The organism is Vibrio sp. (genome assembly GCF_047973365.1).
In the GTDB taxonomy this organism is placed as follows: domain Bacteria; phylum Pseudomonadota; class Gammaproteobacteria; order Enterobacterales; family Vibrionaceae; genus Vibrio.
Genome location: NZ_JBKEBW010000127.1, coordinates 1 through 14194, shown reverse-complemented (window position 1 = coordinate 14194; position 14194 = coordinate 1). Strand labels below are relative to the sequence as shown.

General features: G+C 45.0%; 13 protein-coding genes and 2 tRNA genes. 12 read left to right on the top strand and 3 right to left on the bottom strand.

Annotated elements, in window-relative coordinates; all coding sequences use genetic code 11:
- Both ACK5MF_RS15770 and yhbY read right to left on the bottom strand, forming a co-directional pair.
- A partial coding sequence (locus ACK5MF_RS15770) for a helix-turn-helix domain-containing protein (RefSeq protein ID WP_416923527.1) occupies nucleotides 1–352 on the bottom strand: 352 nt, incomplete at its 3' end.
- A 161-nt stretch (nucleotides 353–513) separates the two neighbouring features.
- Nucleotides 514–810: a ribosome assembly RNA-binding protein YhbY gene (gene yhbY / locus ACK5MF_RS15765; protein WP_042484407.1), complete on the bottom strand. Its 297-nt coding sequence runs from the start codon at nucleotides 808–810 to the stop codon at nucleotides 514–516.
- A gap of 153 nt (nucleotides 811–963) precedes the next feature.
- Between yhbY and rlmE the strand changes: the two genes are divergently transcribed.
- From rlmE to truB, 12 genes are all read left to right on the top strand, one after another.
- Entirely contained in the window at nucleotides 964–1593 is a 630-nt protein-coding gene (gene rlmE, locus ACK5MF_RS15760; protein ID WP_416923526.1) for a 23S rRNA (uridine(2552)-2'-O)-methyltransferase RlmE, read from the top strand.
- Nucleotides 1594–1692: 99 nt separating this feature from the next.
- A complete protein-coding gene (gene ftsH / locus ACK5MF_RS15755) occupies nucleotides 1693–3657 on the top strand; it encodes an ATP-dependent zinc metalloprotease FtsH (protein WP_416923525.1) in 1965 nt (654 codons plus the stop codon).
- 353 nt (nucleotides 3658–4010) lie between these two features.
- Nucleotides 4011–4844: a dihydropteroate synthase gene (folP, locus tag ACK5MF_RS15750; protein WP_416923524.1), complete on the top strand. Its 834-nt coding sequence runs from the start codon at nucleotides 4011–4013 to the stop codon at nucleotides 4842–4844.
- A 209-nt stretch (nucleotides 4845–5053) separates the two neighbouring features.
- Nucleotides 5054–6394 (top strand): phosphoglucosamine mutase, encoded by a 1341-nt coding sequence (gene glmM, locus ACK5MF_RS15745; protein ID WP_416923523.1) that lies wholly within the window; start codon nucleotides 5054–5056, stop codon nucleotides 6392–6394.
- Between the two features lie 310 nt (nucleotides 6395–6704).
- Nucleotides 6705–7043 (top strand): preprotein translocase subunit SecG, encoded by a 339-nt coding sequence (gene secG / locus ACK5MF_RS15740; protein WP_188234392.1) that lies wholly within the window; start codon nucleotides 6705–6707, stop codon nucleotides 7041–7043.
- A 26-nt stretch (nucleotides 7044–7069) separates the two neighbouring features.
- Nucleotides 7070–7152, top strand: a tRNA-Leu gene (locus tag ACK5MF_RS15735).
- Between the two features lie 54 nt (nucleotides 7153–7206).
- Nucleotides 7207–7283, top strand: a tRNA-Met gene (locus ACK5MF_RS15730).
- 232 nt (nucleotides 7284–7515) lie between these two features.
- Nucleotides 7516–7971 (top strand): ribosome maturation factor RimP, encoded by a 456-nt coding sequence (rimP, locus tag ACK5MF_RS15725; protein WP_416923522.1) that lies wholly within the window; start codon nucleotides 7516–7518, stop codon nucleotides 7969–7971.
- A gap of 35 nt (nucleotides 7972–8006) precedes the next feature.
- A complete protein-coding gene (gene nusA, locus ACK5MF_RS15720; protein ID WP_416923521.1) occupies nucleotides 8007–9494 on the top strand; it encodes a transcription termination factor NusA in 1488 nt (495 codons plus the stop codon).
- Between the two features lie 22 nt (nucleotides 9495–9516).
- Nucleotides 9517–12228: a translation initiation factor IF-2 gene (infB, locus tag ACK5MF_RS15715; protein ID WP_416923520.1), complete on the top strand. Its 2712-nt coding sequence runs from the start codon at nucleotides 9517–9519 to the stop codon at nucleotides 12226–12228.
- Between the two features lie 239 nt (nucleotides 12229–12467).
- Nucleotides 12468–12863, top strand: coding sequence for a 30S ribosome-binding factor RbfA (rbfA, locus tag ACK5MF_RS15710; RefSeq protein ID WP_416923519.1), 396 nt, complete (start codon nucleotides 12468–12470; stop codon nucleotides 12861–12863).
- Nucleotides 12863–13801, top strand: coding sequence for a tRNA pseudouridine(55) synthase TruB (truB, locus tag ACK5MF_RS15705; RefSeq protein ID WP_416923518.1), 939 nt, complete (start codon nucleotides 12863–12865; stop codon nucleotides 13799–13801). The genes rbfA and truB overlap by 1 nt, the downstream gene beginning before the upstream one ends.
- A gap of 176 nt (nucleotides 13802–13977) precedes the next feature.
- Here the strand turns inward: truB and ACK5MF_RS15700 are convergent.
- Nucleotides 13978–14194 (bottom strand): IS3 family transposase (locus ACK5MF_RS15700; RefSeq protein ID WP_416919910.1); only part of this gene is annotated, 217 nt, incomplete at its 5' end.

Genomic DNA, 14194 nt, shown 5'->3' with positions numbered 1-14194 from the left:
TCATTGGAATAATCGCTCTTTTATGTTTCTCCAACCCAATAATGCCTTGCTTTTCATATTTTCGGAGCCAACTCGTTAACGTCGTAGGGAAAGAGAGGTTTAACACCGCGCTAGTGTGTCTGACAGACCAGCCCTTTGTCCACAATAATTGCAACGCTTCCAGCTTAGCTTCCGCACTAAGAGAATGGCCATCAATTAAAAATGAATTTGAACCATGCATAGTGAAAACATGAGCCCAATAACGAACATGTATTGTTGGGACAGAATATTTTTCAGCGAGCTCTCGAGGAGTGGAGCCATCAAGATACTTTTTAGCTACTTTGAACTTTAACTCGCGACTGTATTTGGACATAAATAAAAGACCCCCAATAATTGGTTGTCCAACTATTGGGGGTCACTTCAGGGAACCGTGGGAATGAGAAAATGACCAATCAAGGTCATTCCTTTGAAAGTTAGCAATTGAAAGCGAGGATCTAAAAGTGTTCTGTAATTTTACGTAACACTTTTTCGTGACTACTTACGAGGCAGTTCAATCTTACGTTGCTCTGAAGGACGATACAGAACCAGTACTTTACCAATCACTTGTACTTTTTCTGCTTTAGTCTCACGAACGATCGCATCAACAATCAGTTGTTTGGTCTCGCGATCTTCAGATACCACTTTCACTTTAATCAGTTCGTGGTGGTCAAGCGCAATTTCGATTTCTGCCAGAACAGCTTCGGTCAGCCCGTTAGCGCCCATTAGCACGACTGGGTTTAAATGGTGTGCTAGACCTTTTAGGTGCTGCTTTTGTTTGTTGCTTAGGTTCATTACGCGCCCAAATTTCTTTATTATCAGGGTTGAAAAAAGCTATTTTAACGCCATCTATCTTTGAAGACTATATTTTCTACCATACTTTCTCAGATATACTCTCGCTGCGACTTCAAGTCATTTGAGTATAGGCGCTGTTTGATTAGGATTAGAATGAGTAAACAAAAACACTCAGCGAGCTCTGGCCGCTGGTTGAAAGAACATTTCGATGATAAGTATGTGAACGAAGCTAAAAAGAAAGGTTACCGTTCACGTGCTATCTTTAAAATTGAAGAAATTCAAGAAAAAGACAAATTATTGAAGTCCGGAATGACTGTAGTGGATTTGGGAGCAGCACCTGGCGGCTGGTCTCAATACGCGGTTGGTATTGTTGGTGACAGTGGACAAGTGATTGCTTGTGATATTTTGCCGATGGATTCCATTGCAGGTGTATCGTTCCTTCAAGGAGATTTCCGTGAAGAAGCGGTATTGGAAGCACTGTTAGAAAGAATTCAGCCAGACATGGTGGATGTCGTAATGTCAGATATGGCACCGAATATGGCCGGGAATCTTTCTGTAGACCAACCTAGGGCGATGTATCTGGTCGAATTAGCATTAGATATGTGTCGACAAGTTCTTGCGCCTAATGGTAGTTTTGTGGTCAAAGTGTTTCAAGGCGAAGGGTTTGACCAATATGTTAAAGATGTTCGTGACATGTTTAACGTTGTGAAAATTCGTAAACCAGATTCTTCAAGAGCGCGTTCTCGCGAAGTTTATATCGTCGCCACTGGTTACAAAGGTTAACTATTTTACTTGTAATGAGAAATGTTAACACTATGGCTACAGCCTAGAAACTGTAGTACCCTACCTTTAATTACAACTAGTTATCGAGAGGCTTACACCTTGAGTGACATGGCAAAAAATTTAATTCTGTGGCTCGTAATCGCCGTTGTATTGATGTCTGTATTCCAAAGCTTTGGTCCGGGAGACAACAACGGTCGTACTATCGATTACACAACGTTTGTACAAGAAGTTGGCCAAGGCCAGATTCAAGAAGCTCAATTCAATAACAGTGAAATCAGCTTTACTCGTAAAGGCAGCAGTGCACGTTATATGACTTACATGCCTGTGTATGACGAGAAGTTGCTTGATGATTTGATCAATCAAAATGTGAAGGTTCAAGGCACAGCTCCTGAAGAGCAAAGTTTGCTAGGAACCATTTTCATCTCTTGGTTCCCAATGATTCTGCTTGTTGGTGTGTGGATTTTCTTCATGCGCCAGATGCAAGGCGGCGGTGGCAAAGGCGCAATGTCCTTTGGTAAGAGCAAAGCTCGCATGATGAGCGAAGAGCAAATCAAAACCACATTCGGTGATGTTGCTGGCTGTGATGAAGCGAAAGAAGATGTAAAAGAACTGGTTGATTATCTACGTGATCCAAGCCGATTCCAAAAACTGGGCGGTAAAATTCCGACCGGTGTGTTGATGGTTGGTCCTCCGGGTACGGGTAAAACCTTGCTGGCAAAAGCGATTGCCGGCGAAGCGAAAGTACCGTTCTTTACTATCTCTGGTTCTGACTTCGTTGAAATGTTCGTCGGTGTGGGTGCATCTCGTGTGCGCGATATGTTTGAACAAGCAAAGAAAGCCGCACCTTGTATTATCTTTATCGATGAAATTGACGCTGTTGGTCGCCAACGTGGCGCGGGTGTGGGTGGTGGTCACGACGAACGTGAACAAACACTAAACCAAATGCTGGTTGAGATGGATGGCTTCGAAGGTAATGAAGGTATCATTGTTATCGCAGCAACCAACCGTCCTGACGTACTTGACCCGGCACTGCTTCGTCCTGGCCGTTTTGACCGCCAGGTGGTTGTTGGTTTACCAGACGTACGCGGACGTGAGCAAATCCTTAAAGTTCACATGCGTAAAGTTCCGCTAGCGGGTGATGTTGAACCATCACTGATTGCGCGTGGTACTCCGGGGTTCTCTGGTGCCGATCTGGCAAACTTGGTCAACGAAGCGGCACTATTCGCTGCTCGCGGCAATAAACGCAACGTTTCAATGGTTGAGTTTGAACTGGCTAAAGACAAAATCATGATGGGTGCAGAGCGCCGTTCTATGGTGATGTCAGAAGAGACCAAAGAATCCACCGCTTACCATGAAGCGGGGCACGCCATTGTTGGCCGCTTAGTACCTGAACACGATCCGGTTTATAAAGTGTCGATTATCCCTCGTGGACGAGCTCTTGGTGTGACCATGTATCTACCTGAACAAGACCGTGTCAGTATGTCGAAACAGCATCTGGAATCGATGATTTCCAGTCTGTACGGTGGTCGCTTAGCCGAAGAAATTATCTACGGTGTTGAAAAAGTCTCCACCGGTGCGTCTAACGATATCGAACGTGCGACTGATATTGCTCGTAAGATGGTGACTCAGTGGGGTTTCTCAGAGAAATTGGGCCCTATGCTTTACGCTGAAGAAGAGGGCGAAGTGTTCCTTGGTCGCAGCGTAACGCAAACTAAGCATATGTCTGATGATACGGCTAAGCTCATTGATGATGAAATTCGCATTATTATTGACCGTAACTACGAACGTGCTCGCCAAATTCTTCACGATAATATGGATATCATGCATTCCATGAAAGATGCACTGATGAAGTATGAAACGATTGATGCAGGACAAATCGATGATCTGATGGATCGCAAGTCAGATATTCGCGAGCCAGCCGGTTGGGCTGATCAAGCTAAAGCTCAAGATGAGAAAAAAGCGGAAGCGGCTAAGGCTGAAGCAGCAAAAGCAGAAGCTAAATCCGAAGTGAAGGCGGAAGAAAGCACTTCTGCTGAATCAACAGATAATAAAGATTCTGAATAATCTTTCGTTATCTCGAAAACCCCGACTTGTTCGGGGTTTTCTGTTTGCGGGATAGAGAGAACTGTCATTCCAGAATTTTGCAACAAAATATCTGGAATCTATCTTTAACTTAATAAGATCCCAGATAAATGCTGTAATGCCAATCAGCTAAGATAATCCTCGTTCCCATGCTCTGCGTGGGAATGCATATTTGACTAACAGAAAGTCAGATTAACTGCCTATTTTGGGTTTGGTATGCATTCCCACGGTGGACCGTGGGAACGAGAACTCTGTTTAACTGACAGATATTACAAGATAAATGCTGCGCATTTTCTGGGATGACGAATAAATGTTTATTCGGAATATAAATACCAATGAAACTACAAACAGCAACCAAACAACTTATCCTCGATCGCCCGCATGTGATGGGGATTCTCAACACCACACCCGACTCTTTCTCCGATGGTGGAAGTTATACCTCTATTGAGAAAGTTATCGCTCGCGCGAAACAGATGATAGATGCGGGAGTCAGTATTATTGATATTGGCGGAGAGTCAACCCGCCCCGGTGCTCCCGATGTTACCGTTGAAGAAGAGTTGCGACGAGTGATTCCAGCTATCAAAGCGATTCGAGAGTTTAACCAAGACGTTTGGATTTCAGTCGATACCAGCAAAGCTGAAGTGATGCGTCAGTCTATCGAAGCGGGTGCTGATTTAATTAACGATGTCCGTTCCCTGCAAGAGCCAGGCGCTCTTGACGTGGCAGCAAAGGCTAATGTCCCAGTTTGCATTATGCATATGAAAGGGCAGCCAAAAACGATGCAAATCAACCCTGAATACGATAATGTGCAGCTCGAAGTAGAAAGCTTTCTTATTGAAAAGCTTGCTGAATGTGAGCGTGCAGGTATTGCTCGTGACAATATCATTCTTGATCCCGGTTTTGGTTTTGGTAAATCACTTGAGCACAACTATCATTTACTCGCCAATCTAGAAAAACTTCATCGATTTGGCTTACCGATATTGGCGGGTATGTCTCGCAAATCAATGGTGTTTAAACTTCTTGAGAAGAAACCCGCGGAATGTATGGTTGCCAGCGTGACATGCGCAACCATCGCGGCGCTAAAAGGCGCGCAAATTATTCGCGTCCATGATGTTGAAGAAACATTGGAAGCGATGAAAGTCATGCAGACAATGCACAACAATTTATAAGTTAAAAATCTTATAAGTCAGACTGATGACAAACCCAACATCGTCATTTCAGAATTTCGGAACGAAATATCTGGAATCTAATAAAAGCCCATGCGGTAAGTAGATTCCTGCTTGCGCAGGAATGACGGAAAGGGACTTTGTCAACAAACTCGCTTATAAGTTAAAAAAGAAAATTACAAATAGTTATAAGAATAGGCTAAGGAAATATTATGTCTGACGAAAGACGTTATTTTGGTACTGACGGTGTTCGTGGCAAGGTGGGTCAATACCCAATCACTCCTGACTTTGTGCTTAAGCTAGGTTGGGCTGCAGGACGAGTACTGGCGAAACAAGGTACTAAGCAAGTTATTATTGGCAAAGATACACGTATTTCTGGTTACATGCTGGAGTCAGCCCTTGAAGCGGGTTTAGCTGCTGCGGGCTTAAAAGCAGTATTAACCGGGCCGATGCCAACCCCGGCGGTGGCGTATTTAACGCAAACTTTCCGCGCAGAAGCGGGCATTGTTATCTCTGCATCTCACAACCCATATTACGACAACGGTATCAAGTTCTTCTCGTCGAATGGCACTAAGCTACCTGATGACGTTGAGCTGGCTATTGAAGCTGAGCTGGACAAAGAGATCACTTGTGTGGAGTCAGCATTATTAGGTAAAGCTTCACGCTTGGTGGATGCCGCAGGGCGCTATATCGAATTCTGTAAAAGTACTTTTCCTAACAAATTGAGTTTGGCGGGGCTGAAAATTGTCGTCGATTGTGCACACGGTGCAACTTACCACATTGCGCCAAATGTATTTAAAGAATTAGGTGCAGAAGTGGTGGCTATGGGTATTGAACCCAATGGCACCAACATCAATGACAAAGTCGGCGCGACAGACGTAGCAGCGTTGCAAAAACGTGTTATTGAAGAAAAAGCACATCTAGGTTTAGCGTTTGATGGCGACGGTGACCGCCTAATCATGGTGGATGAGAATGGTCATAAGGTTGATGGCGACCAAATTGCTTACATCATCGCTCGCGATGTGCTGCGTCGCGGAGAACTAAAAGGCGGTGTTGTCGGCACGCTAATGACCAACTTAGGCATGGAAAATGGCTTGAAACAACTGGGCATTCCATTTGTGCGCGCAGCGGTGGGTGACCGTTATGTTATGGAGCAATTGCTGGCTAAAGGTTGGACGATCGGTGCGGAGAACTCAGGTCATATTATCTTGCTCGATAAAGTGACTACTGGCGATGCGATTGTTGCGGCTCTGCAAGTATTAGCTTCCGTCGTCGGTAGTGAAATGTCGCTTGGTGAACTTTCTAAAGGTATGACGCTTTATCCTCAAGTACTGGAAAATGTGCGTTTTAGTGGCGATTCTAATCCACTTGAAGCAGAAGCTGTGATTGCGAGTGTTAAACAAGTTGAAGCACAACTTGGCAGCAAAGGGCGTGTGTTACTGCGTAAGTCCGGCACTGAGCCGCTGCTTCGTGTCATGGTAGAAGGTGAAGATGCAGATCTTGTTAAATCCTCAGCTTTAAAAATTGCACAAGCAGTGAAAGCGAACTGTTAAGTCTTGTTTTTATAAACTCAATATCGTCATTCTGGATAAATACTGCGTATTTTCCGGAATGACGATTGTTGTGCATGTTCGTTTTCTGGGACGATGAATAGAGTTAATTACCACTTTGCCCCTTTTTTGAACGTTTAAGCAGCAAACTAAATATTTTTAATAAATATCCCTTGTCAGTCATACTCTCATCCTATAGTATTGCCTCCGCCTTCGTTGAGGAGGTCGCTAGCCTTGTTCTCGTCAATGATTGAAACAATCACAGATGATTAGAATGGCGCTGGCTCAACAATTTGGAACATAGGTGGAAGCGATGTTTACAGTTCTACTTGTGATTTACCTGTTGGCAGCGGTTGGTATCATTGGCCTAGTGTTGATCCAGCAAGGTAAAGGCGCAGATATGGGAGCCTCATTCGGTGCTGGTGCTTCAAACACAGTGTTTGGCGCGAGCGGCTCAGGAAATTTCCTAACCCGAATGACTGCAATTTTTGCAACAGTATTTTTCATCTTTAGTCTTGTGTTAGGCAACATGTCTACTCACAAAGCTGAATCACAATGGGTTGACCCTACTAAAGGTCAAGTGATTGAGCAAACGACTGAAGGTACATTGAGTGAAACTCCAGCCTCAACAGGCGACGAAATTCCTCAATAATCTTACTGCAAAGTAAGACAGGTTATGCCGAGATGGTGAAATTGGTAGACACACTAGCATGAGGTGCTAGCGCTTCGGTGTGAGGGTTCGAGTCCCTCTCTCGGCACCATGTTTACAAACTTGTAAAACACCTTGTTGAGCGTATAATTGCTCGCAAGTCGGACGCGGGATGGAGCAGCTTGGTAGCTCGTCGGGCTCATAACCCGAAGGTCGTTGGTTCAAATCCAGCTCCCGCAACCAATTATCTTCTATTATTAGAATCTTTTTCTATTATGGAAATAGTTGATGCAAGTTTGGCAGTGTTTAACCTCACTGCAGTTGAGAAGAAATTCTCAATTTATCAGGGTCCAGCAGCAAAAACCCCGACTTTCGGGGTTTTTTGTTATTTGAATTTCTTTATAAGGAGTTCAGATACTTTGCTTGGAATTTAAATTGGGCTCTATGCCCTTTTTTTGTTTCTGGAGTGGTTTAAATGACTGGTTTAGAAAGACAACTAACAGAGATGCTTGAAGCGCCAGTGGCTGCTTCCGGTTATGAGTTAGTTGGACTAGAGTTTGTTCGAGCAGGACAACACTCAACACTACGTATCTACATTGATCATGAAAACGGCATTAACGTTGATGATTGTGCAGAAGTGAGTCACCAAGTGAGTGCTGTATTGGATGTTGAAGATCCGATCACTGTGGCTTACAACTTAGAAGTGTCTTCGCCAGGTTTGGAAAGACCACTCTTTAAAGCTGCACATTATGATCAGTTCATCGGTCACGAGGTCAGCATCGTATTGAAAATGGCTGTAGCAAACCGTCGTAAATGGAAAGGCGTCATTCACTCAGTTGATGGTGAAACTGTTGCTGTTACTGTCGACGGACAAGAAGAACATTTTGCTATTAGCAATATTTCAAAAGCTAACCTGATCCCTAAATTTTAGTTCTCCTAGAGAAAAGAGCTTAAGAGGCTATAACAATGAGTAAAGAAATTTTAGCGGTTGTAGAGGCTGTTTCGAACGAAAAAGCAGTACCTCGTGAGCGTATTTTTGAAGCGCTTGAAATTGCGCTAGCAACATCAACGAAGAAAAAATACGAAATTGACGTAGATGTTCGTGTTGCTATCGACCGCAAAACTGGTGAGTTTGAAACTTTCCGTCGCTGGTTAGTGGTAGACGAAGTAGAAAGCCCAACAAAAGAGATGTCTCTGGAAGCTGCATCTTATGATGATGATTCAGTAAAGTTAGGCGATTACTACGAAGAAGAGATCGAATCCGTCACGTTCGACCGCATCACAACGCAAACGGCGAAGCAAGTTATCGTACAAAAAGTACGTGAAGCAGAGCGCGCACAAATCGTTGAACAGTTCATTGATAACGAAGGTGAGCTAGTTACCGGTGTGGTTAAAAAAGTGAACCGTGAAACGGTTATCCTCGATCTAGGCAACAACGCTGAAGCGGTAATTTTACGTGAAGACCAACTTCCACGTGAGAATTTCCGTCCAGGCGACCGTGTTCGTGGTCTGCTATACAAAGTGGCTCCTGAAGCGCGTGGTTTTCAACTATTCGTGACTCGTTCTAAGCCTGAAATGTTGGCTGAACTGTTCCGCGTAGAAGTGCCAGAAATTGGCGAAGAGATGATCGAACTGAAAGGTGCGGCTCGTGATCCTGGTTCTCGTGCCAAAATCGCAGTGAAAACCAATGATCGCCGTATTGACCCAGTGGGTGCGTGTGTGGGTATGCGTGGTGCACGTGTACAAGCTGTATCTAGCGAACTTGGTGGTGAGCGTATTGATATCGTGCTTTGGGACGATAACCCAGCTCAATTCGTGATCAATGCCATGGCGCCAGCGGATGTTGCCTCTATCATCGTTGATGAAGATGCGCATTCAATGGATATCGCTGTTGAAGCCGACAACCTGGCGCAAGCTATCGGTCGTAACGGTCAAAACGTACGTCTGGCGTCGCAACTATCTGGTTGGGAACTGAACGTAATGGCGGTTGCTGATCTCAACAAGAAACACCAAGAAGAATCAATGGCCGCTATCGAGAACTTCATGAAGTACCTTGATATCGAGCAAGACTTTGCTGAGCTATTGGTTGAAGAAGGTTTCTCAACATTAGAAGAAGTTGCGTACGTTCCAGTCAACGAACTACTTGAAGTCGATGGTCTGGATGAAGATCTCGTCGAAGAGCTACGTAACCGTGCAAAAAATGCATTAACAACAATCGCATTGGCACAAGAAGAATCGTTTGAAGGCCTTGAGCCAGCTGAAGATCTACTTGCTCTAGCAGGTCTTGAGCGTGATATGGCATTTAAGCTTGCTGCTAAAGGTGTGGTAACACTCGAAGATTTAGCAGATCAAGGTATTGACGATCTTGAAGGTATTGACGGCCTAACCGAAGAACATGCTGGCGAGCTCATTATGGCAGCTCGTAACATTTGTTGGTTCGGCGAAGACGCATAATTTCAGCAAGGGAGAAAGCGGCATGACACAACTTACAGTTAAAGCACTGAGTGAAGAAATTGGTACTCCAGTTGACCGCTTATTAGAACAACTTGCTGATGCTGGTATGAAAAAAACGAGTTCAGACAGCGTATCAGAAGATGAAAAAAGTCAACTTCTGAATCACTTACGTAAGGAACATGGAGAGGGTTCAGGATCTGAACCAACTCGTTTAACGCTCCAGCGTAAAACCCGCAGCACACTAAGCGTAAGTGCAGGTGGCGGTAAAAGTAAGGATGTTCAAGTTGAAGTGCGCAAAAAACGAACGTATGTTAAGCGCAGTGCAATTGAAGATGAAGCAAAACGCGAAGCAGAAGAAGCGGCTTTGCGTGAAGCAGAAGAATTAGCGAAACGTGAAGCTGAAGAAGCTGCAAAACGTGAAGCGGAAGCGCAAGCTCAAGCAAAACGTGAAGCAGAAGAGAAAGCAAAACGCGAAGCAGATGAAAAAGCAAAACGTGAAGCTGAAGAAGCTAAGCGTGATGCACAGGGTGGGGCGCAACGTGAACGTTCTGCTGAAGATAAAACGAAGCAAGAAGCAGCGCGAAAAGAAGCCGAAGCACTGAAGCGTCGTCAGGAAGAAGAAGCTAAGCGTAAGGCTGAAGAAGAGAGCCTTCGTCAGCTTGAGAAAGCTCGTGAATTGGCTGAACAGAATAATGAGCGTTGGTCTGCTGAAGAAGAGAAAAAGGGTAGTATGGACGATAATACAGATTACCATGTGACCACTTCGAGTTATGCTCGTGCGGCAGAAGATGAAGCAGACCGTCGTGAAGAAGGTGGTCGTCGCCGTGGTGCTTCAAGCAAGACTAAAAAGACAAAAATGTCTAACCGTGACGATAAGCAAGAACGCGATACTCGTCGTGGCGGCAAAGGTCGTAAAGCGGGCAAGATTGCTAAGCCATCTTCAATGCAACACGGCTTTGATAAGAGCGCAGTGGTTGCGAAATCAGACGTTGTCATCGGCGAAACCATCGTCGTTTCTGAACTGGCAAGCAAAATGTCAGTGAAAGGCACAGAAGTCATCAAAGTGATGATGAAGATGGGTGCAATGGCGACGATTAACCAAGTGATCGACCAAGAAACAGCACAATTGGTTGCTGAAGAAATGGGTCACAAAGTTATTCTGCGTAAAGAAAACGAACTTGAAGAAGCGGTAATGCAAGACCGTGACAACGAGTTTGAAAAAGTGGAACGTGCGCCAGTTGTTACCATTATGGGTCACGTTGACCACGGTAAGACATCAACACTTGACTACATTCGTCGTACACACGTTGCTTCTGGTGAAGCGGGTGGTATTACCCAGCACATTGGTGCATACCACGTTGAAACACCAAACGGTATGATTACCTTCCTTGATACTCCGGGACACGCAGCGTTTACCTCTATGCGTGCTCGTGGTGCTCAAGCGACGGATATCGTTGTGCTGGTTGTTGCCGCGGACGATGGCGTAATGCCACAAACAATCGAAGCTATCCAACACGCGAAAGCGGCAGGTGTACCTCTGATTGTGGCAGTGAACAAGATCGATAAAGACACGGCGAACCCAGACAACGTGAAGAACGAACTGGCTCAGTACGATGTTATTCCTGAAGAGTGGGGCGGTGAGAACATGTTCGTTCACATCTCTGCAAAACAAGGTACTAACATTGAACAGCTACTGGAAGCCATCTTGCTACAAGCTGAAGTTCTAGAACTCACTGCGGTTAAAGACGGCATGGCTTCTGGTGTGGTTATCGAATCACGTCTGGATAAAGGTCGTGGTCCAATCGCAACCGTACTTGTACAGTCTGGTACTCTGAACAAAGGCGATATCGTGCTTTGTGGTCAAGAGTATGGCCGTGTACGTGCGATGCGTGACGAAGTAGGTAACGAAATCAGCGAAGCGGGTCCTTCTATCCCTGTCGAGATCTTAGGTCTTTCAGGTGTACCTGCAGCGGGTGACGAAGCGACTGTGGTACGTGATGAACGTAAAGCTCGTGAAGTAGCAAACTACCGTCAAGGTAAGTTCCGTGAAGTGAAACTGGCTCGTCAGCAAAAATCTAAACTAGAGAACATGTTCTCTAACATGACGGCTGGTGATGTCGCTGAGCTGAACATCGTACTGAAAGCTGACGTACAAGGTTCTGTTGAAGCAATCGCTGATTCATTGATGAAACTATCGACTGACGAAGTGAAAGTGAACATCGTAGGTTCTGGTGTGGGTGGTATTACTGAAACTGACGTAGTACTAGCAGCAGCATCAAACGCTATCGTTGTTGGCTTTAACGTTCGTGCCGATGCTTCGGCTCGTCGTGCGGTTGAAAACGAAAGCATTGACCTACGTTACTACTCAATCATTTACCAATTGATTGACGAAGTGAAAGCGGCAATGAGCGGTATGCTTGCTCCAGAATTCAAGCAAGAGATCATTGGTCTTGCTGAAGTACGTGATGTATTTAAGTCACCGAAACTGGGCGCAATCGCAGGTTGTATGGTTACTGAAGGTACAATCAAACGTAACAACCCAATTCGTGTACTACGTGATAACGTGGTTATTTACGAAGGTGAACTTGAGTCGCTACGTCGCTTTAAAGACGACATGCAAGAAGTTAAGAGTGGTTACGAGTGTGGTATCGGCGTTAAGAACTACAACGATGTTCGCGTAGGCGACCAAATCGAAGTATTCGAAACTATCGAAATCCAACGTACTATCGATTAATTAGCAAAAATTTGATGAATTTACGTAGGTAATGAAAGCAAAACTACTCGTCCCCACGGTCCTCCGTGGGGATGCATACCAGAGCTAGATATGCATTCCCACGCAGAGCATGGGAACGAGAAAGTTTTCAGCTTACAGGTCCATCAATAAAGTAGTATTAACGGCAATGTTCGGTTGTTGAATACGCCATGGGGGAGTGGGAATACCATTCCCCCATTCTTTCTATTAGTGAGAAAATTATGCCAAAAGAATTTAGCCGCACTCAACGTGTGTCTCAACAATTACAAAAAGAACTCGCCATGATCCTTCAGCGCGAAGTTCGTGACTCTCGTTTAGGAATGGTGACCATTTCTGATGTGGAAGTCTCTCGTGACCTCGCCTATGCGAAAGTATTCGTCACTTTCCTATGTGTCGGTGAGCAAACGCCAGAGTCTTGTTTAAAAGCGCTACGTGAACACGAAGCTCATATTCGTATGATGCTTGGTAAGCGTATTCGTCTACGTCTAACGCCAGAAATTCGTTTCCACTACGACAGCACCTTAGTTGAAGGTATGCGTATGTCGAACCTGGTTTCTGAAGTCGTCAATAGCGACAAGCAAAGACAAAAAGAAGCAGGTCGTGAGGACGAAGAGTAATGGCTCGTCGTCGTAAAGGGCGTCCGATTAATGGTGTGGTGCTGATTGATAAACCAACCGGCATCTCATCTAATGACACCTTACAAAAAGTTAAACGCCTTTTCTTTGCTGAAAAAGCAGGGCATACCGGAGCACTAGATCCTCTGGCGACGGGTATGCTGCCTATTTGTTTAGGCGAAGCAACCAAGTTTTCACAGTTTCTGCTTGATTCCGATAAGCGCTATCGCGTGATTGCAAAACTGGGTGAGCGCACTGATACCTCAGATTCAGACGGTGAAGTGGTTGAAACGCGTGAGGTGAATGTCGACCATGATACGCTGATCAGTTGTATCGAAAAATTCCGCGGTGAAACCGACCAAATACCATCAATGTTTTCCGCATTGAAATACCAAGGTCGTCCATTGTACGAATATGCTCGTCAAAGTATCGAAGTACCACGCGAATCGCGCAAAATCACTGTTTACGACATCGTGTTGCATCGTTTTGAACGCGATGAAGTTGAGATGGAAGTGCACTGCTCAAAAGGCACTTACATCCGTACTATCGTCGATGATCTAGGCGAAATGCTTGGCTGTGGTGCACACGTGACTATGTTGCGCCGCACTGGCGTAGCGAAATACCCGTATCAAAACATGGTGACCATTGATCAGCTTAATGAGCTGGTAGAACAAGCTCACCGTGAAGAGCGTTCACCGTACGATGTGCTTGATGCATTGCTGTTACCAATGGATACCGCAGTACAAGACTTACCAGAGGTCAATCTGATTCCTGAACTGGTTGATATGGTTCAGCATGGTCAGCCGGTGCAGGTATTCGGTGCTCCGCTTGACGGCATTGTTCGTATGACCGGCGGCGAAGAAAGTTTGTTCCTGGGTGTCGCGGAAATAGACAATGACGGAAAGGTTGCTCCCAAGCGTTTGGTTGTTTATCCCCAATAAGCATACTAACTTCTCGTTCCCACAGCATGGTAACAAGCGAGATACTCAGCGCTAGTTCCCACGGTCTCCGTGGGAATTCATATCGGGGTTAAATTAAGCAGCAAATCTGTTTATTTGTGAGTCAGGTATGCATTCCCACGCACAGTGAAGTGACCCCATAAAGTTGGACATTTCTGTTAAGCGGCTTGCAAGGCCTGATTTCGATATTCTATCGGAGTCAGGCCTTTAAATTTCACCTTAATCCGTTTTGTATTGTAATACTCTATATATTCTTCGATATTTGCAATCAGTTCATCAGCATCAGTGAAGCTTTGACCGTGATACATCTCTGTTTTGAGTAAAGCGAAGAAGTTTTCAGCCACTGCATTATCTAAACAGTTTCCTTTTCTCGAC